Genomic DNA, 26,292 nt, shown 5'->3' with positions numbered 1-26,292 from the left:
TCTATGAAACAATTGATGTTCAAACTTTCAATTCCACTAATGCTCGGTTTAACCAGTAGCATTGCCTGTGCCACAGAAAATGGGGCTGACTCATTTGCCCTCGGTGCAGAAGGTATGATGGCGGGCGCACTACCACCCGCTGGCGTGTATCTATTAAGCTATTATCAAAATTACCATGCTGGAAGTTTTGACAACGGCCCAGCGAATTTTCATTTAGATGTAAATGCCTTTATCCCCCGTTTGGTCTGGATGACAGAACAAAACTATCTCGGTGGTCAACTGGGTTTCTATGCCATACAGCCTATGGTTGATCTCAGATTATCTGCAGCGGGGATGTTAGACCATAACACTGCCTTAGGTGATTTAATGTTGGGGTCAATGTTAGGTTGGCATCAAGGAGATCACCACTGGATTGCTGCGATAGAAACAGTACTCGCCACAGGTCAATATGATAAGGCCACAGCACAACAGCCTTTGGTCGCCAATATTGGCAAAAACTATAATACTGTTCGACCGATTTTTGCTTACAGCTATGCGCCAAAAAATGGTTTAGATATTTCAACTAAAATTTCTTATAGCTTTAACACTGAAAATGATGATACCCAATACAAATCTGGGGAATATTTTGCTGGTGATTATAGTCTTGGATATAAACTTACTGATCAGGTTAAAGTGGCTGTTGAAGGCTACGCTTTTAAGCAAACCAAGTCAGATAAGCAACAGGGTGAAAATATTGCGATGCGTGGACAAGTTTTGGCAATTGGTCCTGCAATACAATATCAAGATAAAAACTGGTCAATTGAAGCAAAGTATTTAAAAGAAACTCATGTTGAGAATCGCCCTGAAGGTCATACGAGTGTATTAAAATTTGTGTGGGCTTTTTAGTGGCTATGCTTTGCACTTAGCAGTATTTGGTTTTTTGTGCTGATGCTCAAATGTAGTTGTTAAATCATACTCATAATCAATCATTAACGCCGAATGAAATTCATTCGGCGTTAATTTAGAAACCGTCAATTCGGGTTAAAGTAAAGCTGCAATATATCAACATAAATCACTTCGGTTTACGCCAAGGATTATTTATAAATCTAATACCAATCTTTTGCCTTTGGCACGAGATACACAGATCATCATCGATTGCTGTGATGCCTTTTCATCATCACTCAAATACTGATCAAAGTGCTCTGCTTCACCATCTAGAATTGCAGTTTCACAGGTACCACACACCCCTTCACGACACAAACACTCAACATCGATATTCAATGCTTCAATCGCCTGTAAAATAGTCTGGTTGCCTTGAACTTCGACTTGCTGATTGGATTTCGCCAAAACCACAGTAAATGCTTCACCATCTTCAGGTACGGTTGAAGCAAATTGTTCCCAATGAATATATTCATCTCGATAACGATGAAAATTACAACGATCAATCACCGCATCAATCATTGGCTTTGGCCCACAGACATAAACGTGTGTGCCCTTTGGCTGTGCGGAAATTAATTGATCGAGATCAAGGCATTTCCCATCTGAATCGATATAACTAAAAATATGTTCAGCATGTTTTTGTTTGAGCTCTTGCAACAGTGCAGCATGCTCTGGCGAACGATAGGCATAATGCAATTCGTAATCTGCCCCACGTGCAGCCAACTCATCCATTTGCGGCACAAAAGGCGTAATCCCAATCCCACCTGCAATTAAAATATGTTTTGCGCCATTTTCAGCCAGTGGAAATAAATTTTTAGGTTCTGAAATCAGAATTTCACAGCCTTCATTGCATTGCTCATGCATATAGACCGAGCCACCTTTACCTTCTACATCTTTGCGTACGCATACTTGGTAAGTGCTAAGATCCTGAGCACAGCTCATCAGTGAATAGGCATTGGAAAGCTGATCATTCATTTTAACAATGATATGACTGCCCCCATTAAACTGAGGAAAATTTTGTCCATCCTGACGTTTAAATGTAAACCGTTTGATCAATGGTGTAAGTTGCTCTACCCCTGTGACCACTGATGCAAACATTTCATAATGACTTGCCATGTCTAAATCCTCTTTACCACATGTTGCTTTTTTAAGTACTTATTCAAGCGCTTTCTCATTGGAGGGCAGCGTGTTGGATGATCATCAATGAATGTCCAACACGCCTTTATCCTATAGCCCTAAACACATATATTTAATGGTCATGAATTCTTCTAAGCCATACTTAGAACCTTCACGGCCTACCCCTGATTGCTTCACACCGCCAAACGGGACCACTTCATTTGAAATTGCAGTTGAGTTCATCCCCACCATGCCATATTCAAGTTTTTCTGCGACACGCCAGATCCGTGAAATGCTTTCGCTATACACATAGGCTGCCAAACCAAAGATGGTGTCATTGGCCTGAGCAACCACATCTGCTTCATCACTAAATCGAATCAGCGGTGCCACTGGCCCAAAGATTTCTTCTTTGACAATCTCCATGCTTTGATCCACATCAGTAAGCACGGTTGGTTCAAAAAAGGTCTGTCCAAGTGCATGCTGTTTACCTCCACAAGCCACTTGTGCACCTTTTTTTCGTGCATCATCGATTAACTGTTGTGCTTTAAGGACGGCTTTTTCATTGATTAAAGGCCCTATCTGTACATTTTCTTCAAGACCATTACCAATCTTAAACTTTTCAACTTCTTGCACAAACTTCTTAGTAAATGCCTGATAAACCTTGTCATGTACATAAATACGGTTAGCACAAACACAGGTTTGCCCTGCATTACGGAATTTGGCAAAAATTGCACCTTGTACTGCTTTATCTAAATCTGCATCATCAAAAATAATCAATGGCGCATTTCCACCGAGTTCGAGTGCAAGTTTTTTAATCGTGTCTGAACATTGCTGCATCAATAAACGGCCAACAGGCGTTGAACCGGTAAAAGTCAGTTTTTTGACTTTTTCATGACTGGTAAATACCGCACCGATTTCTTGTGATTGACCTGTTACAACATTGATCACCCCAGCAGGAATCCCTGCCATTTCTGCAAGTTTTGCAATGGCCAAGGCGCAATAAGGCGTTTCATTGGCAGGTTTAATCACAATCGTACAACCCGCAGCTAAAGCTGGCGCAGCCTTACGGGTTATCATGGCAATTGGGAAATTCCAAGGCGTGATCGCTGCAACCACACCTACAGGTTCCTTGGTAATAATAAAACGCTGTTGATTGTTGGTGGTAGGAATCACATCACCATAAACTCGCTTGCCCTCTTCAGCGAACCATTGAATAAATGAAGCAGCATATTTCACTTCACCTAAAGCTTCAGCCAAAGGCTTGCCTTGTTCAATGGTCATGATACGAGCCAGTTCGTCAGCATGTGCCAATACCAACTGATACCAAGCCAATAATAAATCTGCGCGTTTTTGTGCAGTTAAGGCTTTCCATGTTGCTAAGGCTTGATATGCAGCATCAACCGCTAGGCTTGCTTCTGCCGCCCCCATATTGGGAATAAGCCCAATCTCTTCACCTGTTGCTGGGTTGGTGACGGGTACAGTGGCATTGGATTGTGCATTGATCCACTGACCATTTACCCATCCGCGTTGTTGAAATAGCGGACTACCTTGCAAACTTGACATGTCATGATCCTATGGTTTGAAAGCAAGGTACGACTTTATTTGCCGTACCTTTAACTTGAGAGCTTCTCTAAAAAAAACATGCTCGAGCTGTTTACCCCAGTGATGTTTTGAGAGGCTCCCTTAAATGATTATTTGTGATATTGCGCAACGAGGTTTTGGAAATAAGCAATGCCGTGTTCACTAATCCCCGAACGTTGCTTATCCGTCATGATTCGCCCTTGACCGCGATAACCACGTGACTTTAAGCCACGTTGCACACTTTCAACCAGATTTAAATCTTCTGGGCGGAAGACATTACGATACCATTCAATCAAATCTTTTTGGTCTTGAGTCAGTTCTTCATTGGTAAAGTAAATATCATAATGTTGTAATGTCGTTTCAGCATCTACAGGAAACTCATAAATTACGGTCATAAAATTACCGCCTGGTGGCACATTAAACATGGTGCAAGGCCATGTCCAAAAACCACTAAAGGTTGGATCTTGTACAGATGGATCCAGCTTGAAGGATTTTTCTGAAGAACGTGCATAACCATATTGCAAGGTCCAGTTTTGATGTGTGGTATGCCAATATTTATCCACCTGAACAGAATCGGCAAAGCCCGGATGCGCAGGCCCACAGTGATAACATTCCATATAGTTATCTACAATCACTTTCCAGTTCGCTGGTGTTTCCGTCACAAAGCGTGCTGCAAGTTTTAAATCTTTGATGACCGCACAAGTTTCATTGAGCTTTTGTGCAAACTCAGGCAATTGATCTTCAACACAAGTGGCATTTTCATCCATATTGATAAAGATAAAACCGGCATACTCTTCAACTTTTACAGGCACCATACTTGAGTTTTGTTTATCAAAGGATTCAACATGATCACAGTTACGTGCCAGCGCCAAACTTCCGTCTAGCTTAAATGTCCATGCATGATAAGGACAGGTAATCACATTCTTCGCTTTACCACTACCACTTAACAACTCATGCCCACGATGCGGACAGACATTATAAAAAGCCCGTAATACGCTGTCTTTACCGCGAATCACAATAATATTTTCACCAATGACCTTACGGGTAATATAGTCATTGGCTTGTGCCACTTCACTGCCGTGTGCAACGCAAATCCAGCTTTTTGCAAAAATTTCTTCTTTTTCACGCTCGAAAACTTGAGACGATGTATAGAACACTTTGGGAAATGTCCAAGCAACGTCTGGGTTTGAACAGAAATCTTCTGGTAATTTTTCAACTGCATTCATGTTTTTACTCCATTAAACTCTTTTTTGTCCTAACGACCGTTTGTTTAAAATTGGCTGATGTTCAAATCAATTGAACATTGGCTTTAACGAACTCAGCATGCGCTGATATAAATCTTGCACCACAGGACAGTCACGCACTAAACGCAAACTGCCATGTAGTAATCCTTTACCGAGATAAAATTCGGTTGCAATATTGGCCTGTTTTAACTTGTCAGCAAAAATACGCCCATCATCACTGAGAGGGTCATACTCAGCGACGGCAATAAAACTACGGGGCATATCGGAAAAATCCTGTGCCAACAGGGGTGATAAACGTAAGTCCTGCCAGTCGCTTGTATTTGGCGCATAGGCTTGCAAGTAATCATGCATATCCGCTAGCGACAGTAACGGTGCATCTGCTTGCTGCTGACAGGATGCCGTATCAAAACCACTACTCAAACATGGATAAATCATTGCCAGACCACAGGCTTGAGCCCCTGTATGTTGTAATTGCACTGCAAGTGCAGCCGCTAAATTACCGCCCGCACTGTCCCCCATCAAAACAATTTGATTTGGATTAATCTTCCATTGCAGGCCATGTTGATAGAGCCAGTGATATACCGTTTCACAGTCTTCATATGCAGCTGGAAAATGGTGTTCTGGTGTTAAGCGATAATCCACACTCAGCACAGCAACATTTAAATCACGACATAAATAGCGGGTGATAAACTCATGTGAATCAAGATTTCCCACCATCCAACCGCCACCATGAAGATATAAAATACATGGCCAACCTGTCGCTGGTGCTTCACCCAATGGTGAATACAACCGAACATTGACTGGATGATTGAGCTGCGGCACAGTTTTATCTTCAATATTGACCGTACCATCACGCGGTAAGGTGTAATGTAAGCACATCGCATCATACGCAGCCCGAATAGAATCGATATCGTCATCCGCAGGTGAATAAATGCTGCTCCAATACACCAGACTTTGCATTTCTTCACTCAATCTATAGTGCATGCTCGATTGTTGTGTCATGACAATTCCTTTTGACTGGTTTTATCCGCAGTGGGTTCAATTGCAACATCAATGTGCATATGTTTATTTGCATCTGTTTGATCTAAAGATTCCAACTCACTAAAACTCATTTGCTCTATCAGATGGGATGGAACCTTTGAATAATCCTCAATCAACCATTTCACCAAGCCATAGGTCTGTATCAAAATAATCACAATGAATGGCAAGGCAGTCACAATGGTCGCGGTCTTCATGGTGTCCAAAGGTGCTTTAGAGAAAATCATCGCAATCGGGACAAGGGTTAGCATCACACACCAGAACAAACGTGCATTTGGTGATGGGTCTTGCCCCTCACGTAAACCACGGGTACAAGTTGCCGACACTGCATAGCCCACAGCATCCATATGTGCTGCAAGAAAAATCACCATAATCCCAAGGAAAATCCACATCATCAGCTTGCCAGCAGGCAATAAACCAAGCAGTTGGCTAATCGCAACTTCACCACCTTGTTGGCTTAAAACTTGTGGCACATTGACCATACCGTGAATAAAGTTATAGACACTGTAGTTTTCAAACACCCCAAAGATGAACCATAAACCAACGCTACCGCCGATGACCATGGCAAGAATCACTTCTTTGATGGTACGTCCCTTTGAAACACGCGTTACAAATAAGGCCACACCCGGTGCATAAGAAATCCACCATAACCAATAAAATACGGTCCATTCACGGGTGAACTTTCCATCGCCCATTGGGTCGGTAAATAAACTCATATCGACAAAATTGGTTGCCATTAAGCCAAAGCTCATCAGCGAGTTATTCATAATGAATTGGGTCGGCCCAAAGCACAGCACGTAAATCGCAAACAACACCACACCTAAACACACCATATGGCTGAGACGTTGCATGCCCTTATCCATCCCCACATAAGAGCTCAGGGCGAATAAAATCGATACTGCAAAAATAATCACCACTTTGGTCATAAAGGTATTGGGGATACCTGTCAGCTGCGACAAAATATTGGTAAAAGTCACCGCAGTCAGCACCAAAGAAATCGTTAAAGCACCGAACATACACAACAAGAACATCAGATCGACAAGGCGCCCAACAGGTCCAGTTGCCTTAAAACCAGTGACCGCTTCAATCATTGACGCCAAACTTAAGCCTTTATTCTTTCTGACGTGATAGCTATAACACAGTGAAATTGAAGCCAGCGCATAGATCGACCAAGCACTCAATCCCGAATGAAAGAATGAGTAAGCAACGCTATATTTCAATGCTTCCGCAGATTCAGGAGTTAAATTTAAACCCGGTGTTTGATAATAATAAGCCCAGTCTAAGAAGCCCCAATATAAGGTCGAAGAACCAATACCCGATAAAATGAACATGAAAATCCATGACATAGTACTGTATTGCGGTTTGCCTTCACCTAATTTGATTTTTCCATACTTACTGAACGCCAAAGCAAAGGTAAAAATAATTGATAAAAATGCAAATAAAAGCACTGGTGTAGTAAAAACAGATGTTGTCCACTTCATCCATTGAGCAGCAAGCTGTATAGATTCAGTCGAGTAAATTGCTAAACCAGCCACCGAAATAAACACAACGGCAAGACTGGTTATTGCAAGTGTCTTATCTGTATAAAGTTTTGTATTTTGATTATCCATATCCATTCAATCCATCTTGGATCCTGATTGTTTATTCTCTAAGGGCGATTACTCCATCGCGAATAAGTCCATTTTTTGATGTGTTACAAATGCTGCTATCGCATCTCCAACGTCGCCAGTTTTGGCTGTTCCACCCACATCTGGTGTTTTCGGGCCATGCAGCAATACATGTTCAATTGCCTGCATAATCTCTTGACCTGCTTGAACTACCTGTTCATCACCATCTGCCAAGAAATCCAACATCATTGCACCAGACCAAATTGCAGCAATTGGATTGGCAATTTTTTGACCATAAATATCGGGTGCAGAACCATGTACAGGTTCAAACAACGATGGGAAATTACGTTCTGGATTTAAGTTTGCAGAAGCAGCTAAACCAATCGTTCCTGTACATGCAGGTCCCAAATCCGACAAAATATCACCAAACAAGTTTGAAGCAACCACGACATCAAAACGTTCAGGCTGTAACACAAAACGCGCGGCCAAGATATCGACATGCTGTTTGTCTGCCTTGATTTGCGGATATTGTTTTGCCATCTCATCAACACGTTCATCCCAGTACGGCATACTGACTGCAATACCATTTGATTTGGTTGCAGCGGTAACTTTTTTAGCATCGCGTTGATTGGCAAACTCAAAGGCATATTTCAAAATGCGGTCTACACCATGACGGGTAAACACAGCTTCTTGTAAAACAAACTCACGCTCAGTACCTTCAAAAGCCTTACCACCAATCGCAGAATATTCACCTTCGCTATTTTCACGTACCACGTAGAAATCAATATCCCCCGGTTTTTTCCCTGCAAGTGGGCATTTCACCCCTGGCATTAAACGTACTGGACGTAAATTCACATATTGGTCAAAACGACGACGGAACTGTAGCAATGACCCCCAAAGAGAAATATGATCTGGCACTTTTTCAGGCCAACCCACTGCACCAAAGAAAATCGCATCGTATTGCTGTAAAATTTCAAACCAGTTGTCGGGCATCATTTTTCCGTGTTCAAGATAGTAATCACAACTTGCCCACTCAAACGCATCGAACTGTAGCGCTATGCCATATTTGTCTGCAGCTGCCTTTACAACCTTGATCCCTTCTGGTAGAACTTCTAGCCCGATTCCATCGCCTGCAATCGTCGCAACTTTATACTTTTTTGCCATAACGCTCCCTTACACCTTTGGTTAATATCCTTAGCTGTAAACATGCTATTTTCAGCAAAAATGATCAATAATAAAACTATCACCCCAATGGACACGGATCGTGAATAATCTACCTAACCTATCGGATTTAAAGGTTTTTTGCACAGTCGCAAAACGTAAAAGTTTTGTTGATTCTGCTGAGGAACTGGGTGTTTCGCCTGCATTTATTAGTAAGCGTATCAACATTTTAGAAAACAATTTAAACTGTAAATTGTTTCATCGCAGTACCCGTCATGTCAGTTTGACTGAAGATGGCAAACTGATTTTGGAGCGAGTCGCTCATATTTTGGATGAATTTGATGAAATCAGTGAGTTGGTCAATAACCCATTAAGTACCCCCACAGGGCATCTTGATATTGTCAGCAGCTTTGGTTTTGGGCGGAAACACGTTGCACCGATCTTGTCTAAACTGCTGACCATGTATCCAAAATTAGAAATTCAGTTTGATACAATTGATAATACGAAAGATTTAATTCAACACAGTATTGATCTGGACATTCGAATTGGCAATGAAATTGCACCCAATATGATTGCCAAAAAAATGGTTTCTAATTTCCGAATTTTTTGTGCTGCACCAAGCTATTTACTAAAAAATGGAATGCCTGAAAGTTTAGACGATTTGCGTAGTCATGATTGTTTAACCATCAGTGAACGTGACCAATCCTCGGTATTATGGAAATTACGCCACGCTTCAGAAGATATGTCGGTACATGTCACCCCACGTTTTATTTCCAATAATGGTGAAATTATTCACCAATTGGCAGTCGAAGGTCATGGCATTATCTTACGTTCAATTTGGGATGTTGCAGATGAGTTGATTAGCGGTCAGTTACAGCATATTTTGCCTGAATACTGGCAAGATGCCGATGTATGGGCAGTCTACCCGTCACGTTTAAAAAGCTCGTCTAAATTACAGACCTGTATCCTGTTTATCCAAAATGAATTACAGAATCGATTGCAGCATGTTCAGAACTTATCACGTGGACAACTGATTCAACCGGTAGAATCGGTAACACAACACGCTGAAAAGGTATTTTTATAATCGAGATCAGTTGCCTGCTTTCTTTTTTTAACAACATCATGCACATTAATTCAATCATGAACATGCAGGCAGCATATGAGCACGGCAATATTTGGCCTTATTTTAATCGCAGCGGCATTTCACGCCACATGGAATGCTATTGTCAAAGCAGGCTCAAATAAATTTTTAACCACTGTACTGGTGACTGCATCAGCAGCAGTTTTAGCAGCGCTACTACTGCCCTTTTTCCCGATACCACATCGCGCTAGTTGGCCTTATATTTTGGCCTCAACGGGAATACAGATTCTCTATTTTGGTATGGTTGCCAAAATCTATCGTGTCGCTGACATGGGACTAAGTTATCCACTGATGCGTGGTACTGCACCGCTTATTGTGGCAGTTTTAGGGACATTCTTGCTGCATGAAACATTAGAACTCAATGCTTGGCTTGGGATCATTACCATTTCCATCGGCATTTTATCTATGATCTTCGCGACCTCTCAAACAGGAAGAAAAGGGATTGGCTTAGCCTTGCTCAATGCAGTTTTAATTGCTGGCTATACCTTGGTGGATGGTCATGGGATTCGTCTCTCAGGATCACCCATTTCTTATATCTTATGGAGCTTTGTGCTCTCAGGTCTGATCTTTTTTATGTTTGCCTTGAAAATGCAATATCACCAGATGGGTAATTATTTTCGTCATAATTGGCATTTCGGTTTAATTGGTGGGATTGGCTCATTTTTCTCTTATGGACTCGCATTGTGGGCGATGACACTTGCACCAGTTGCTATTGTTGCCGCACTGCGTGAAACCTCGATTTTATTTGCGACGCTGATTTCGATTTTTATTCTTAAAGAGCAAGTTAATACGATACGTATTGTCTCGTCATGTATTATTTTAATCGGGGCATTGGTCCTAAGAGCCGTCTAACCCTAACAGCCATTTATTACTAAGTACCATCTATTCCTAAGAATGGCTGGCGTAGGCAGAACCGAAAAAACCAGCCTATTTTAAATAGACTGGTTGATCTTCTATGTTAATTTTAGAAATAATAACCAAGTGATAAGTAAAATAATTTATTCCACTGATTACTGTCGCCGTGTGCAAGACCGTTGGCACTGCCGCCTGTCATTGGATCATTACGACTCCAAATATATTCGCCCTGAATCCCTACTGCTTTATAATTAAAATACACCCCAGCAATTAAACGATCTGAATCTTGATAGCCCTTTTGATGTTTAAAGAAGCGGCTATAGGACAGATAAGGTTTAATATTTTCTAACTGATAAAAGGGTTGAGCCAAGGTGTAATTAATTTCATTGGCCATAAATTTGCCTTTATTGGCCACTTCGTAGGGATAATCAAATGCCCCGATGGTTGAGCTATTTGGCAGAAGATTATCGGCATTTTTAATGTTCTGTTCACCTGCAAGGAAAAGCCATTGCCATGCTTGATAATTGGTTGTGCTAAATACACTCCACGTACTTCGATGACCATCTTGCTGCGCGCGATTATTTTCCAGATCTGAGTACCAGAATGAACCACCAATCTCAGTTGAAAACTTTTGCGCAGGGTCTAACTCAAATTTTCTAGATAAGCGAGTCACCCACATATTTTTTTCATCGATATCTGTACCTTGGCTTAAATCATCGGCTTGAACGAAGTTACCACTATAGCGGCTGGCGTCTTTGGATGTCCCTGTATAGTTACCGCCATCTGTTGGATAAAAACCTAAAATAAAATTGTATTGATCATTTTTAAACTGATACTTGGCACCTAGATTTTGAATATCTTCTAAGCCAACTGTATTTAGCAAGGTTTCATAATAGCTGTTGCCCCACAGTCGACCAAATCCAAAATCAACTGATTGAAAGCCCACGGTAAAGCGTTGTTGGTCTGAAATTTTATACCCAGCCCAAGCATCTTTTAGAAATAATCCGTCACATAAGCGGCTGTATTGGTAACAGCGTAGATCTAATGAGGCAATCCAATTTGGATTTTCATAACTCAATACTGTTTTAATATCTGCAAGCTGCCAGTCCTTATTTTTAGAACCTTCATTTGCCTCAACGATATAATCTTTGTACATATATCGGGTACGGATTGCGCCTGAAAGTTTAAGTTCACCTGATTCTGTTTTAGGGTCACCTATACTTAAATCTGCTGCAAAACTAGGCATGCTGACCAAAAGCCCCATTGAACCTATAAATAGAAATAACTTCTTCATTATTGTACATCCTTGTTTAACCTCATATAAAAATGAAGAATTTATGTACAACAAACAATGGGCAAACTATAAAGTCGGAATTTACAGACTGTGTTTAATGCGGATTGATTCAATCACGATAAGGAGGTAAAAAACTGTGATTTTTAGGTTTTATTGAAAAACCAAACTTATGACAACGATTCAAATCAAAACGTCTTAAAATCAATAAAATCGTTTTAATTTTGATTACATGCAGCTAACTTTGATGTACTTTTATAAACAGAAATCTGCCAGAAATTAATGTCATCATAGCTTGATGGAATACCTGCTGGAGTCTTTGCGAATTTTCCTAATGGATATAAAATAATTAGAGAAAAATCTTCTCCATAGCAAAAATTAACGTAATTATCATGATTAGTCTCGACTAATTTCCACCCTCCATCTTCAAGTTTTTTATAAATATTTTTCATTTCATCGCGATTTAAATCTGCTTTTTTAATTTTAATTAATGCATATTGCTCACCATAATTATGATTACCACGAGCATTAATGTCCTTATATTCATAAATATAGCCATGAAAATATATATTCATAAAATTCTTAAAACGGTCAGGAATAATTTCTGCTTTATCTGTATTTGAACATGCAGCCAGCCAAAACACTAGAAATGAGGTTACAATAGACTTAATAATTTTTTTCATAACGTCTCAAAAAAACCTAACTATAAGTATTTTTTAATTCTATTTGGCACTTTGCTTAAAAGACCTAATTTTTTCATCTCTGCATAATATAGAGCGTAGTTTTTCCTTGCGAGCGGTTCATTTTTTTGTGCGACATAAATATCGGCTATATTTAAGTAAGCTACTGCTCTACTTGGATCTAGCTTTGTAACACGGTTTAAAATGTTTAAAGATTCATTATAATAGCCTAATTTATATAAATAAAATGCAGAATCATTAAGTTCTTGAATATCATTTTTGCTATATACAGGCAATTGGCAATTTATGCTTTTGATTATTTCATCTATTTCTAATTTCTCAGACTTTTTCAATTTCTTTAAATTTTGGCTTGTTGAATAATTCATATAAACAACTGCGCCTCTTCCCCCACCGACATCAGCCTCCCAAATAGGTAGATCCTTTTGCTTATCCCACTTTCCAGCACACATACCGCTTAACATCGTCGGAATAGCATCAACAATCACTTTATTTTTATTATTGATAATTAAACAATAATGTTGATTTTGATCTGAAATCGGTAACGTCAAAAAGTTATAATTTTTAGTGATGTATGAATATTCAGGAAAGACATCTTTCGATGAAAGACTAAAATTTGCATCACTTAAATTTAGCGGACTGCAATTTTTATAGCTTAAAAAATCAGGAGTTGCGTGTACTGAAAAAATTGTACTGCTTAACAATATAAAGAGCGTTTTCTTTAGCATTATCGTTGTCCTAATATCGGTGTTAAATATTTACAATTATTCGTACCATCATCTTTAAACCTATAATACACAACCCAATAGTCTAGATATTTTTTTGTTATACTAAACCCATTTTTGCCATCTTTCGAAGAATAATTTTGTTTTGTAGGATATAAGATTGCCATTTCATTTTTTTCATCATAACAGTATATATCCTGATTCTCATAGGTTGATTTAACTTTTTTCCAACCCATATCTTTAATTCTTTTTGTTACAGCACTATTATAAAAGTCAATACTCATCTCTTTTTTACTAACAAAAACATTATAATTTTCGACCTTATCCTTGACTATAACTTCAACAAAATCATATTTAACATCATAAAATAATTTTTCACTTACCAAAGAGAAATTTAAACTATCTTTATTTTCATACATATTTGTATTTGAGCTACACCCCACCATTAAAACAAATAAAATACATATATATTTCAACACCATAAAACACTTCAACTTTCAGCCCTATTAATTAATCAGCACTTCAAACAAGAAAACTATTATCTTAATTTTCAATCACTCCAAATAATTTTAAATAAAAACTCCGTACAAATTACTCACATCCATCTACACCAGAATCACTATATGCATAATAAATCAACCAATTATCAAAATTACTAATCTTAATACTACTACCATCCTTATCCAAATATGCTTTCCTTTCTGGATATAAAATTCCTAATTTATTATAAATATCATAACAATATACATTAAATCCCTGATACTCATACTTCTTGACCCATCCTTCTTTTAATATTTTTTCTTCGATACCAAAAAAATTAGACTGACTCATAACAGATTTAGATATTACAATATTAGAAATTTCCGCACTAGGCTTCACTATCCCAGGCTCATACTCATATTTATACCCTTTAAAAACCAATTTTGAAAACTCTTGAATATCAAGTCTTTTTTCATTTGGATTATTATTTACACAAGACACCAAGAAAAAGGATAATCCTAGTATAGAAAAGAATATTTTATACATTTTAAATCTATAAGTTTTATCCAAAGTTGATTTTAGTTTTCTCAATAAAAAACCATTCAAAATTCAACATCCTTACAATATAAAGTTCCTTCTTTTATATACTTTATACTTATCCCCCACTTATCAAGAGAACTAGATTTTATGTATATTTTTTGACCAAATTTATCATAATATTCCATTTTTCCTGGATAAATAATTGTCATTTGATTATACCGATCATAACAAAACACATACTGACCCTCAGATGTATAAACCAACTTCCATTTTTTCTCTATTTTACTTTTTATCCTTTCAAAGCCAGACAAGGATAAATCAGACTTAAGAATAAAAACATTATAGTAGTTTGCAAAACCTCGTTGCATACCTACCTTTAAATCATAATTATAACCATCAAATAAATAAGAAATCTCTTTTTCAACATTAATTTCATTATTTTTGGAAGTATCTATATCAGTACATGCTTGTAAAAATAGATTCAAAATTATTAAAAAAATAAATTTATGCAATATGTTTTATCTCCTAGATTAACCTAAAATTTTACATCCTTACAATATAAAGTTCCTTCTTTTATATACTTTATACTTATCCCCCACTTATCAAGAGAACTAGACTTTATGTATAACTTCTAACCAAATTTATCATAGTATTCCATTTTTCTTGGATAAATAATTGTCATTTGATTATACTTATTATAACAAAAAACATACTGATCCTCAGATGTATAAACCAACTTCCATTTTTTCTCTATTTTATTTTTTATCATTTCAAAATCAGACAATTTTCAAATAAAGAGTTATGAAATAAAGTATTCAATGCATTAAAAGTTAAAAAACTTGTATTTATAAACTTACACATATTTATTTCACAATTAATAAAAAAAGCACCCCTTAAATTTGATTGAAAAAAATATAATTTTTTAATGAAGAATTTTCGAATCTAGCTCTATGTAAGTTCATATAACTAAATTTCAAATAATCTATAAAAATGTAACTTGTACTTATATTCTCAGAAAAAAATAATATTCCATTAACGATTTCCCCAATCAATTGGTGATAATTGGATATTTTGTATAGGCTATCTCTGTGAAATTTTTGGTTCAATGAAAGGGGATAATCGTTGACTACACTCGTCCCTTCCAACATAATTTTGGGCTACTTATAAATATAATGCTCTTTATGAAATTAAATGAGGATAACATTATTCTCATTTAATTAATTTTTGACAATTATAATTTTAAGTTAAACTTTTATTTACTATGGTGGCCTCCATTTAAAAAGTCAACGATCGATAAAAAAATAAAACAAACAAACCCTATAAATTGTGTAACAATAAAAAAAATAATTTGTTTACTGTATTCCATAACTTTATGATTTTCGATATACCCTACTAGATTTCCTAAAAAATATCCAATTAAACCTATTGTTATTCCTTTAAAAAAATTTATCAGATAAGGATGATCTTCTGATTTAAAGTTAGAAATAAAAATACTAATTATAACCTCAGCGATTAGTGTAATCATAATTTATTTCTTCTCCTTTTTATCAGATTTGAATACATCTTTAGCAATACTTCCCGAGGTAGCACCTATTACAGCTGAATTTAACCAAGTTGTTATTCCTACAGGATTATTTAAGTTTTTAGAAATATTTAATTCTTACTTCGAGTTACCACCACAAGAAATTAAAAAAAATGTGATCAGAAATATATTTTACCTTTTTAAGTATCTTGAGTATGATGGTACTAAATATTTTATATTAATACTTATAAAATAAAAATAAAATATAAATAAAATTGGTGCTAAAAAATAGAATCGTGTATAAAACGAGAAAAAAACAATAATTCCACCAACAACTAAATAAAGATAAAAAAAACAATACTTTAAGTAAAAATTTCCCTTTTGAATCGAATGATTTATTGCTCTCAAGATAGCTATACACATTGTATGAAAGAAAAAATAAACCTGCATAAGAAATAAGACCAGGAATAATCATCAATATAACTAAAGTAACCAAAAACCTTAAAATTGATTCATCAGGTAAGGAAATTAAAACATAAAAAAGAAAATATAAAAAAAACACCTATATAATAATAGTATTTCAAACCATTATAATCTGATCTATTTAAACTTAATTCATCTCTATTTCTCACAATACCCACCTAATGCTTTATTAACTCCTGTTTACCACTTCATCAAAGCGAAACTCTATACTATATATTCCCCCTTATTAATCCCACTGCTACTTTCCTACAGCTAATTGTATTTAGTATATAAAAGTTTTTTTATCGTATGCTATTGAATGTAAACACCACTATTAATCTTTTACCACACAGCTTATATTATTTTTAGCAGTAGTATAATTTAAAGTTATTGAAACTTTTTTATAAAATTGATAAGTAAAATAACCAGTATTGACTCCATCCATTTCTTTTTTATAAGTTGGAAATGTTACACCAATTGCTTGATTTTGTTTACAGAAAAGCTCACTAAAATTATTCTTTTCAACTAAGACCCACCCCTTTTGAGCAAGCCTTGGTCTTACCTCTTTCAAATAAATCTCATTATCAAAAAAACCTATTCTTTCTATAAAATAGAAAAAATCTGAAGATCTAACTGATTGAGTATCATATAAAACTAAATCATAATTTGAGAAAATGTACTGCATTTCTTTTAAATACTTAGCTTTATTTACATCTACTTTAGTTTCTAGTTGTTCTAAGCTTTGACCCTGTTCAAATTTTGATTCATTACAACCTAACAAGATTGTTGAAATAATTGATAGTAAAATAAGTTTTTTCATCATAATCCCCCAAATGAACGCATCAGCCCTATTGCATAAGGTTCTGTATCTTTAGTATTACCAATATGTTTACTATGTGAAAAATCAAAATATGTTACACCAGGAGTTGAAAAACCACCCCCTGTGTTAACCGCAATTTTACCACCTTTTGCTATCGGCATATCAACTCCTGCTGCTAAACCAAAAGGCCCACCGTATGATAAACCAAATGATTCTCCGCTCATTGCAGAATCTGTCAAAGTCGCTCTATTTAATTTAGAATCCAACTGCCCCAAAGAAAAACCTAAACAACCTGCACCAATTGCAGATTTGCCAGATAATTTATCATAGCTTGCTTTAGTAATCCCAAGTCCACCATAAATATTCCCATTGTGTACATTCAGCCCTACACTTCCACTCCCGACATAATAACTTCCAGCGCAAATTAAATAGTCGATTTCAATATTACATTTTCCACTTGGACATTTTGATTTGTTGTCATTGTATTTCGAAGGGATTTTGTATCCTCCTAGTAAACCACCAGAATATGGTTCTTTTTTATTTTTCGGAACAGGTTGATTATAAATTTTTTGTTGACCAATCCAATAATCACTTACTTTTGTAACGCCCCATTTACTCTTAGCTAACTGAGTTTCATTTGCTTTATTCTTTAGAACAGAAGCATTATTCGCTGCCATCTTTTCCTTTTCACTCTTTGCCATCAATCCCATCGGATCCACCCACTGATTTGGATCACTTACATAAACAGAATTATTTAACCCTCCATCTAATCCAATTGGATCTTTACTTATATACCTTGCGCTAAACGGTTCGTAATAACGATAACGGTTATAGTGTAAACCTGTTTCCTTATCGTAATATTGCCCCTGAAAACGGATATTACTTTGTTCCAATGGATTGTCTTGGTTTGTTGTATTAATTTCTAAAGCTGTGCCCCATGTATCCTGTTTGATTTCCCAAACAGACTCGCCTAACTCATTACTCAAGGTTTGTGGTGTACCGACTTGGTCGCAGTGATAAAAGGCAACACGTTCTAATTCAGCTTTATTCTTTCTGGTTTCAGTTTTCCATACAGGGTCTTTATAAATCGAATAGGGTACGTTTTGGAATTGACGATAGTCAGGTGTTTCTATCAACTGAATAAAGCCAGCATAACCTGTCTGTAATAGTGGTACAAAGCTATTCGGTTCATAGACATAGTGTTTGGTGTAGTCTTGCTGTTTTGATTGATTTTGGTTTGCTTGATATGACTCCCATATCATTAGATCACCATCCCAACCAAATAAGGTTAGGCTGTGGTCTGTTTGGTTATTCTTAAATAATCGTCTGCCAAAAACATCATAACCATAGTCTGTGATTTGACCATTGTTGTCACTTTGAATCAGACGGTTTAAGTTATCCCAAGTGAGTTTTAAGGTCTGACCTGCTTGGGTGGTTTCAATCACATTGCCCTGTGCATCATATTTATAATGTTTGCCTTGATACTGGCTAATCAAGTTATTTTTCACTTGCGCAGCTTGTGTAGCAATTGGATCAATTAAGTTCCCCGCAGGATCAAAACTAAAGCTTTCAGAACTATATGGGTTTTGCGCTTTAATTAAACGCCCGATTGGATCATATTGGTAATTTAACTTTCCTAAGCGACTATCATCAACTTGAGTCAGTAGGTAGTTGTTATCATAGTGATAATGGCGTTTTACTTGAAATTGTACCTTGTCCGTTGTTTCTTGTTCAGGGCGAATGACTTGTGAGCTGAGTAAGCCCACATCATTATAATTCTTAGTTTGCACTAAACCATTGGCCAGCAATCGCGTGGTTTCACGATGTAAATCATCACGTTGGAATGCCACCATATCTTGTTGGTTAAAAGCAATACCATAAATATGCCCTGATCCATAACTTAGATTGGCTTGAACTTGCCCATCAGGACGAATGGTTTGAGTCAAATTCCCCAATTCATCGTACTCATAACGTAATACTGCTGTGAGTGGGGTTAGATTCGGTACTTTATAGTGTTGATGCTCACGTACCAATTGTCCAAGTTGATTATGATAAAAATCAATTTGGCTTTCTGTATTGGTCGCTTTACTGAGTTGATTATTTAAGTTGTATTCAAATTCTTCAACTTGACTATGCCGAGTCTGCAAATGGGTATAGGTCTTTGACGCGATCGAACCATCCGTATGATAACCGAATTGAGTCAGAATATTTGGTTGGCGGATTTGAAATAAAAATCCATTGTCATGATATGTAAAATGCTTTTCTTCACCATCAAAGGCTTGTTCACGCACCAATTGCCCAAAACGATTATAGTCAAATAGATATTCGGCATGGTTTTGATTGCTTAGTTTTTGAATTCGACCTTGTTTATCCCACTGGTAGCCGATTTGGTGTCTATTGGCATCGACCCGTTGCGCTAATAGCCCGACTTGATTGTATTTATATTGGGTGATTAAACCTTTGCTATCGGTATGCTTAAGTAAACGCCCTTCTTCATCATGTTCAAATTGTTCTTTTAATCCATCAGGATAAATGATTGCTTGTAACTGCCCTCGGTCTTTACCTTGAGTACTATAGAGATACTGGACCTGTTGTGCATCTGCAGCAGCTTGTGCCGTCAGTGTACCGTCTTCATCATATTCCCAAGCACTACTTTTCCCTGAACAATCGGTATACGACACCATCTGTCCAAGATCATTATATTGAATTTTCTTTGAGCCACCTTTGGCATCAATCACTTCAACCAATTGGTTGTCATTATTATATTTATATTGGGTGATATGTCCTAAAGGATTAATGTCTTTGCTGACATTACCATCAGCATCGTATTGTTTTTTCCAGATATTGCCTTCTGGGTCTTTGGTTTCAGTCAGATTACCATTTTCATCATAGGCAAATAGGATAATGCCACCATTTGGCTGTACAATTTTCACCAATTGATCTTGATCGTTATAGACTTGCTCTGTTTCTAAGCCTGCAAAATCAATTTGTCGAGTAATCCGTTTTTGACTATCTCGAGATATCCACTTTTCACGACCATCGGCTAAACGAGTACGATAGGTAAAACCGTCTAAATCAAAATAATAATAGGTTGGAACTTCATAAGCATCATAGACTGCCACCTGACGCAAACGTGGATGCCATTCTAAACGGGTTTTAAAACTACCATCATCTGCCCATTCCTCAATCGCTTTGGCTTTGGGTGCGGTAGAGTCATATCGAATATTTTGCCCACGCCCAGTACGATCTGTATAACGGGTCAATTGATGGGCATGGTTATACTCATAGCTGCGTGTATGACCATTTTGATCAATGGCTTTGATCAAATTGCCTTGTTGATCGTATTCATAACGTGCCAATGCTTCCGCTTGTTCATCGACAAATGCGGCAATGACTTTGGCTTGTTCATTAAAAGCAAATTTGACTAAGTGTTTAGCGCGTTTCAATTGAAAATCAATCGCCTGTAAATAGGCAAATTGTTCAAATAATAAATAGGTCAGTACTACTTTTTCATCAGTCTGATCATTAAATTGTTGAACGAGGTGATAATGTTTTCCCGCATTAAAACTATGAAAATGGAAATTCCAGTCTGAACCAAAATTCAGCAATAAATCCCCATCGTCATGTGGTGCGACACTAAAGCCTTCAAAGGGTACCTGATATGTTTCATACACGATCGAAGCAGGCAATTGGTGTTTGCGTCCATTGCTATCGATAAATAAATACCCATTTTGATTTTGTATGATCACATTGGAAAATGGCATCATCCAACGTGCGCCGATCATACTGTGGTCAAACTCATTCATTTGAGAGTTATATTGACGACTAAAGGCAAAACCAACTTTAGGTAAATAAAAATCTGAATGATTGACCCGTTCAGCACCAATAGAATAACTAATACTTTGACCTGTTTGTGTATCTACACCCTGACAAGGTGGATCATTTAAGGCATCAGGTTGTAAGGTGACAAACTCTAAAATATCACCATTGATATGCTGCTCATGTTCGCCTGTTTGGTTTAACGGCACACTGGCTGTAGCTTTTTTACCTTGGGTTTGGATGGCTTTTAGGGTTTCTTGGATCAACCATGCAAGGCTATATTGAGTTCCTGCATTGCTTTGTTGTTGAATCACTGTAGCAAGGTGTGGTGTCGCCTTAAGCACTTCTTTTGTTAATCGTGTTGCGATATTCGGGGTCATCTTTGCGGTCATATCAGCTTGTGCAGGTGTACCCAACAAATCAATCAATGGTTGTGCCCAGTTGCTAAACTGCTTGCTGGGATCACGTTTTTCAGCTGTGGCTCCCGCTGAAGCAACGCTGGGTAATCCAGCTACAGCACTGCTGCTAAAGGCTTGCAGAATTGAAGTCCCTAATGTCGTTGCACTCGACAATAAACCTGATAATTTACCCTGTGTTTCTTGTAGGAATTTTTCTAAATCGCCTGCCATCTGCGCATTTAAGTGTAGTTGCATACGACGTAAATCAGCTTCTTTGATTTTGCCATTGGCTGGGTATAAACATTCGGCCATTAAACCCAGCATTGGACGTAAAGCCATACGCACATGTGCTTCTGTATTCGGTTGTAAAAATAAACCGATTAAGTTCATGCTTAACAATGCCGATTGTTGTACGCCTGCCTCAGCTTGCTTGGGTTCTGTGGCAAATAGAATTAAATCCAATACACTGCCAGATAATGCAAAGATATTGGCGACTGTCGGTACATTGGCGCTTGCTTTGATCTGTTCTAGGCTGGTATTTCCGCAAGCCTGTAAATAGTTTTGGATTTGATGGGCGATAAACTTATGGTCTTCTGTATGCGTCAGACTGGCCAAATTAAATACTGCCAATTCTACCGCTGGCTTGGTCTCTTTAGCGGCTGGTTGTTGCTGTGTATTTGACCCTGTGGTCTGATTTTTACTGTCTATAAATGCCATAAGCTTAACCTTAATACGTTCTAATTTTTAATTTAATTTCAATCAATTAAAATTCAAAAAAATGTTCAATTATTTATTTCGCGCGTTATATACATCTGGTTGTTCAGCAGCCGTTTTTCGCACAGTCACTTGTTTGGTGACATAACGAGACTCTTCCAGATCCATCCGTACCACATCCTTATCCATATCATAAATCGACTGCGGTTTTTTCACGTCGACTGGTGCTGTCGCTTGTGGAGTCTGTTGAGTCAAAATTGGCGCAGGCTGACTGACTTGTTGAGGAATATTTTGCGGGATCGTGGGTACTGATGCATCGCCTTTTCGAGTGGTAATGCTATAGGTTAAGAAGCGAGAGAAATATTCATCTTTTTTAATAAAATCATCCACCACTTTCACTGGGGCATCAAACCCATTTTGAGCAGCGCCAAATGACTCTGCAACAAAACCTTGCCCCAGTGACGACCCAAATCCTGTTCCAGCAGTTATATTAGAAACTAAACCGCTGGTCTGTTGAGCAAACAATGCTGAGGCTTGGTCTTTAAAGAAATCGATGCCTTGATCTTTAATGTTTTGTAGGGATTGACTTGGATTAGCAATCATCTGTCCCACATTCATCATCTGTGACGGAGATAAATTTAAATTCAATGCTGATGAGACTGAACCTAATGCACTTTGAGTAAATTGTTCTTTAAATTGTCCCAAGCTTTGTGTGCCTAAGTCTTTTAAAGCATTTTTGCCCATATCTTTCAATGAGTCAGCATTCAAAGAGAATAAATTGTTTTTGAGTTGGGACATCATATTTTGCCCCACTGAATTTAAAGCATTTTGTGCAAAGCTTGTGGCACCACCGACCACTTCTTCTGACCAAGTATAATCACGGTTAAAATGACTTGCTTTATCCCATGCACTCCGTGGATCAGTTTCAAATTCAACTTTGGCAGGGCCAGGTGCAATACCTGTCACTTGGGCAAAGCCATTGCCATCCAGCTTGCCAGACACTTGCTTGCCAAATGAATCAATCACTTTAAAGCCGGTTTGTTTAAAGAAGTCTTGCCCACCATAGCTTTTTAATAAGTCGAGTGCGCCTTTGAGCGGATTCGATGGCGGCAGTTGTGCTGATTTACTCACACTGGCACCCGGCTTAAATGTGTGCTGCCCTGCATTCACCTCAAATTTCCCACCTGTTTTGGGGAAAATCCCTGAGCCATTTAGGGCAATCTGTGATGAACCACCAGTAATCAACACTTCTTTTGGACTACTGATTTCTATCCGATCTTCTGTAGATGAGATGGTAATCCCCAGTTTGGCAAATACATCTAAAGCATCGGACTGTGCTTGAATTTCAACTTTACTTTGCGCGGCAATGGCTTTAATACCACCTTGTGCAGCAAATAGGCTCACTTTGCCTAAAGCTTGCCCCAAAAGATTCTTTTGGGTGCTAAGGTTAATACTATCGCCCGCAGTATGGTTAATGATGCCTGTGGCTGAAAGATGGATATCTTCAGGGGTACTTAAGGCAATCCCATCAACAGAACTGAGTAACATGATGGCTTTTTTATACTTGGCAACATCTTTTTCAATTTCTTCGGCAAAAGCTTTGAGTTGCTCAATCGATTCTATTTCATCCGTCTTTTGGTTCTTGGCAATATCGCTTAAGGCTTTACTGTTGGTCTGACTACCTTCAAGTTGCTTTTTGGCAAGCTCTGAATCAAGGTGATCACCTTTGGCTTGGTCTTGTTTATAGGTTGAAAGTAGTAAACCTTGCCCTGCCCGAACGGCTCCCCATTGGTCAGTTCTCAGCTCAAAGCCTTCACCACGATCATCACTTTCTGCTTTGTCTTTAGGATGACTCAGTTTGCCCAAGTTGAGTTGGCTGGCGGCATGACTACTCTGTAACTGGCTGCTGATTTGGCCAGTAGTATCGTCAAACCTCAGTTGATTGTAGCCACTGCCTTGATACTCTCGACTTTTTATTCCTGCCAGTTTCTTGGTGTCAGGCAGTTTGCCTTTGTCATCAAACTTACTTGGATGACGTTGCGCTTCATGGATGCGCCCAACCACAAATGGACGGTCAATGTTGCCATCAAAGAAGTCAATCACGACAATCTCACCGATTCTCGGTAAGAATCGCGCCCCATAGCCTTCACCTGCCCATGGGGTCAGGACATCGACCCAAGCGGAATCTGTGTCATTGTCATTAGAACCCGCACCGCCATCATGGGTATTGTCTTCATTACGGCTAAACAGGAAGCGAACTTTAATACGCCCCCATTCATCGACATGGATTTCTTCTCCGCTTGGCCCCACCACTTTGGCCCGTTGTGGTGATGCAATCGGTCGGTGTTGTAATGGGTTATAAGCTGGAACCGTGCTGATATTACGACGTTGAATGGTTAAATTACTGGCTTGACGTTCATCACTCGTGTTGCTGGTGATTTGACTTGTTTGCCAATTGCTTTGTTGGACTAAAGCGGTGACTTGATCGGTGAGATCTTTAGGTAAGTTATTTTGGTTATAAAAGCTTTTAGCCGTGATTAAAAACTCTTTGTCTGCACCTGAGTGTTGATCTATCTCAGGGTGTTCATTTAGTTCAAACCAATAGCCGACATGTGCATCGCGCACTGTTGACGTTGCTGTAAATTGTTTGGCTTGTGAATCGTAGTAGTTACTGAGGTTTTGGTTAAATTTTTCAATCTGACTGTTGCCCGATGGCGTTGCGCCATCTTCGCCATTAAGGTCTTGAATCCAAGCAGGACTAAAGTGCCATGCTTGTTCTAAAGCTAGACTGGCATTGTCATAATTTTCACTATGGCTGTGCTTACTTTGGACACTACCAGCGCCTTCATCAATATCCAGTACATCAGCTTGCCAACGCTGGATATGCACTGAAGTCGGTTGAATGGAACGCTGACCAATAAAATTGGTGATTGAATCAGTTTTTTCTACGGCGCTGCTTCTATGGAAGCGAATATTGCGGCGTTCTAGGGCACTAAATTGCGAATTGTCATCAATTAAACGGAGCTTTTGTGCTTGAATTTGTTCTGTTGAGCTCGACACTTTAAGTTGTGCTTCATCGATCAGCCAGTTAATCCCTTCACTTCTCATCAAACGGGTCAGGAAGTCAAAGTCACTTTCAGATGCCTGCATAATGAATGGGCGCACATCATAGTCTTTGCTTAAGCCACTCTTATCTAGACTCAGACTTGAGGCAAACAGTGGGCTGCGTTGTGCCCATTCTTGGAACACGGTCTGGATCACATCCACAACCGATTTATTCATAAATACTCGAGAGTTTCTACGATGCTTCCAAAGTGCTGTTGGGTCTTCTACGGTCAAACGATAGATGGTAAGAGAACCATCAGATGCGCCAATATCGGCTTGGGTCACAATTCCTGAAATACGGGTTAACTCAGATTTATCTGTGACAATATCGATTGCAGCTTGCGTTCCAATAAAGCTTTTTAAAGGAATGCTTTCTGAGGTTGCAAGACAGATGAGTTGGAGCCGAACACCCTCATTGATTTGATGTGTTCCATCGATACGTTGTAGGAACACTTGTTGGCTCAACGCCGAATTAGAAAATTGTACGTGAATCGCACGTTTTTGTGCTGATAAGCCAAGCTGCTCCAAAGCAGCGTAAATATTGTTAGACATGCGTTATTATTTAATTCTAAATTGTGATCAATTGTACTAAAAAATTTAGGGCTTTGTCTATACAGACTAGTCTATCTTGCGGTTAATATTTAAGCAAAAATGCATCTATTTTTATTATAACTCATATAAAAGATAAAAATTTCTCATTGTTTTATCAAATATTTATTTAAAAATACGCCCCTGCTTAAAACACGATTATCACACTGAGCTGATGTTTGACTATCTTTATTTCGATTTGGTCGATTGGCATAATGTGTTTTAAACAGTATGGGTAAACTAAACAGCTTTGAACCAAAATTAGGGCGATACAACATGTACTCATTGAATTTTTATTCATTTCAAATTGTGCAACAACAACTCAAATAGAATAGACCTCTACAAACATGGCTAAAAAATCCGCTAAATAGCTTATCCATTCTATTGTTTTAAATTTTGACGACACTTGATACTTATCTTTGGTTAAGAATTTGTTTTATAATCAACCTGTCAAAAAACTCAGACACAA

General features: G+C 38.0%; 18 protein-coding genes. 3 read left to right on the top strand and 15 right to left on the bottom strand.

Annotation, left to right across the window (positions count from 1 at the left end):
- The first annotated feature begins 3 nt into the window (after window positions 1–3).
- Entirely contained in the window at window positions 4–885 is an 882-nt protein-coding gene (locus FY049_RS09075; RefSeq protein WP_446083570.1) for a SphA family protein, read from the top strand.
- Window positions 886–1,077: 192 nt separating this feature from the next.
- Here the strand turns inward: FY049_RS09075 and cntB are convergent, their stop codons facing one another.
- From cntB to FY049_RS09045, 6 genes are all read right to left on the bottom strand, one after another.
- Complete coding sequence (cntB, locus tag FY049_RS09070; RefSeq protein ID WP_096733827.1) at window positions 1,078–2,034, bottom strand: carnitine monooxygenase, reductase subunit CntB; 957 nt, start codon at window positions 2,032–2,034, stop codon at window positions 1,078–1,080.
- A gap of 111 nt (window positions 2,035–2,145) precedes the next feature.
- Window positions 2,146–3,597 (bottom strand): NAD-dependent succinate-semialdehyde dehydrogenase, encoded by a 1,452-nt coding sequence (locus FY049_RS09065; protein ID WP_419355595.1) that lies wholly within the window; start codon window positions 3,595–3,597, stop codon window positions 2,146–2,148.
- Between the two features lie 128 nt (window positions 3,598–3,725).
- Window positions 3,726–4,841, bottom strand: a complete 1,116-nt coding sequence (cntA, locus tag FY049_RS09060) for a carnitine monooxygenase subunit alpha (RefSeq protein WP_004721375.1) — start codon at window positions 4,839–4,841, stop codon at window positions 3,726–3,728.
- 66 nt (window positions 4,842–4,907) lie between these two features.
- Window positions 4,908–5,861: an alpha/beta hydrolase gene (locus tag FY049_RS09055; RefSeq protein WP_423854414.1), complete on the bottom strand. Its 954-nt coding sequence runs from the start codon at window positions 5,859–5,861 to the stop codon at window positions 4,908–4,910.
- Window positions 5,858–7,513, bottom strand: coding sequence for a BCCT family transporter (locus FY049_RS09050; RefSeq protein ID WP_016539053.1), 1,656 nt, complete (start codon window positions 7,511–7,513; stop codon window positions 5,858–5,860). The genes FY049_RS09055 and FY049_RS09050 overlap by 4 nt, the downstream gene beginning before the upstream one ends.
- Before the next feature lie 42 nt (window positions 7,514–7,555).
- Window positions 7,556–8,668 carry a tartrate dehydrogenase gene (locus FY049_RS09045; RefSeq protein ID WP_446083569.1) on the bottom strand — a complete coding sequence of 371 codons (1,113 nt, stop codon included), beginning with the start codon at window positions 8,666–8,668 and terminating at the stop codon, window positions 7,556–7,558.
- Between the two features lie 100 nt (window positions 8,669–8,768).
- On the opposite strand from FY049_RS09045, the gene FY049_RS09040 reads away from it, so the two are divergent.
- Window positions 8,769–9,749 carry a LysR substrate-binding domain-containing protein gene (locus tag FY049_RS09040; RefSeq protein ID WP_004721384.1) on the top strand — a complete coding sequence of 327 codons (981 nt, stop codon included), beginning with the start codon at window positions 8,769–8,771 and terminating at the stop codon, window positions 9,747–9,749.
- 75 nt (window positions 9,750–9,824) lie between these two features.
- Window positions 9,825–10,658, top strand: a complete 834-nt coding sequence (locus tag FY049_RS09035) for a DMT family transporter (RefSeq protein ID WP_224965285.1) — start codon at window positions 9,825–9,827, stop codon at window positions 10,656–10,658.
- A gap of 112 nt (window positions 10,659–10,770) precedes the next feature.
- On the opposite strand, the gene FY049_RS09030 is transcribed toward FY049_RS09035, so the two are convergent.
- From FY049_RS09030 to FY049_RS08990, 9 genes are all read right to left on the bottom strand, one after another.
- A complete protein-coding gene (locus FY049_RS09030; RefSeq protein WP_446083568.1) occupies window positions 10,771–11,955 on the bottom strand; it encodes a hypothetical protein in 1,185 nt (394 codons plus the stop codon).
- Between the two features lie 215 nt (window positions 11,956–12,170).
- Entirely contained in the window at window positions 12,171–12,635 is a 465-nt protein-coding gene (locus FY049_RS09025; RefSeq protein WP_224965283.1) for a hypothetical protein, read from the bottom strand.
- A 20-nt stretch (window positions 12,636–12,655) separates the two neighbouring features.
- The gene (locus FY049_RS09020) at window positions 12,656–13,378 is read right to left on the bottom strand and encodes a tetratricopeptide repeat protein (RefSeq protein WP_423854412.1); all 723 of its coding nucleotides are present in this window, start codon (window positions 13,376–13,378) and stop codon (window positions 12,656–12,658) included.
- The gene (locus FY049_RS09015) at window positions 13,378–13,857 is read right to left on the bottom strand and encodes a hypothetical protein (RefSeq protein WP_224965281.1); all 480 of its coding nucleotides are present in this window, start codon (window positions 13,855–13,857) and stop codon (window positions 13,378–13,380) included. The genes FY049_RS09020 and FY049_RS09015 overlap by 1 nt, the downstream gene beginning before the upstream one ends.
- Before the next feature lie 109 nt (window positions 13,858–13,966).
- Window positions 13,967–14,461: a hypothetical protein gene (locus FY049_RS09010; RefSeq protein WP_446083567.1), complete on the bottom strand. Its 495-nt coding sequence runs from the start codon at window positions 14,459–14,461 to the stop codon at window positions 13,967–13,969.
- Window positions 14,458–14,907, bottom strand: a complete 450-nt coding sequence (locus FY049_RS09005) for a hypothetical protein (protein WP_446083566.1) — start codon at window positions 14,905–14,907, stop codon at window positions 14,458–14,460. The genes FY049_RS09010 and FY049_RS09005 overlap by 4 nt, the downstream gene beginning before the upstream one ends.
- 1,806 nt (window positions 14,908–16,713) lie before the next feature.
- Window positions 16,714–17,199 (bottom strand): hypothetical protein, encoded by a 486-nt coding sequence (locus tag FY049_RS09000; RefSeq protein ID WP_419328249.1) that lies wholly within the window; start codon window positions 17,197–17,199, stop codon window positions 16,714–16,716.
- On the bottom strand, window positions 17,199–22,133 hold the full coding sequence (locus tag FY049_RS08995) for an RHS repeat-associated core domain-containing protein (RefSeq protein WP_446083565.1): 4,935 nt from the start codon (window positions 22,131–22,133) through the stop codon (window positions 17,199–17,201). Before FY049_RS08995 ends, FY049_RS09000 begins: the two co-directional genes overlap by 1 nt.
- 69 nt (window positions 22,134–22,202) lie before the next feature.
- A complete protein-coding gene (locus FY049_RS08990) occupies window positions 22,203–25,787 on the bottom strand; it encodes a type VI secretion system Vgr family protein (RefSeq protein ID WP_446083564.1) in 3,585 nt (1,194 codons plus the stop codon).
- Window positions 25,788–26,292: the final 505 nt, after the last annotated feature.

This window comes from Acinetobacter sp. 1125_18A (genome assembly GCF_052824985.1).
The sequence above is the reverse complement of the archived record's forward strand: the minus strand, read 5'-3'. Positions and strand labels throughout refer to the sequence as shown.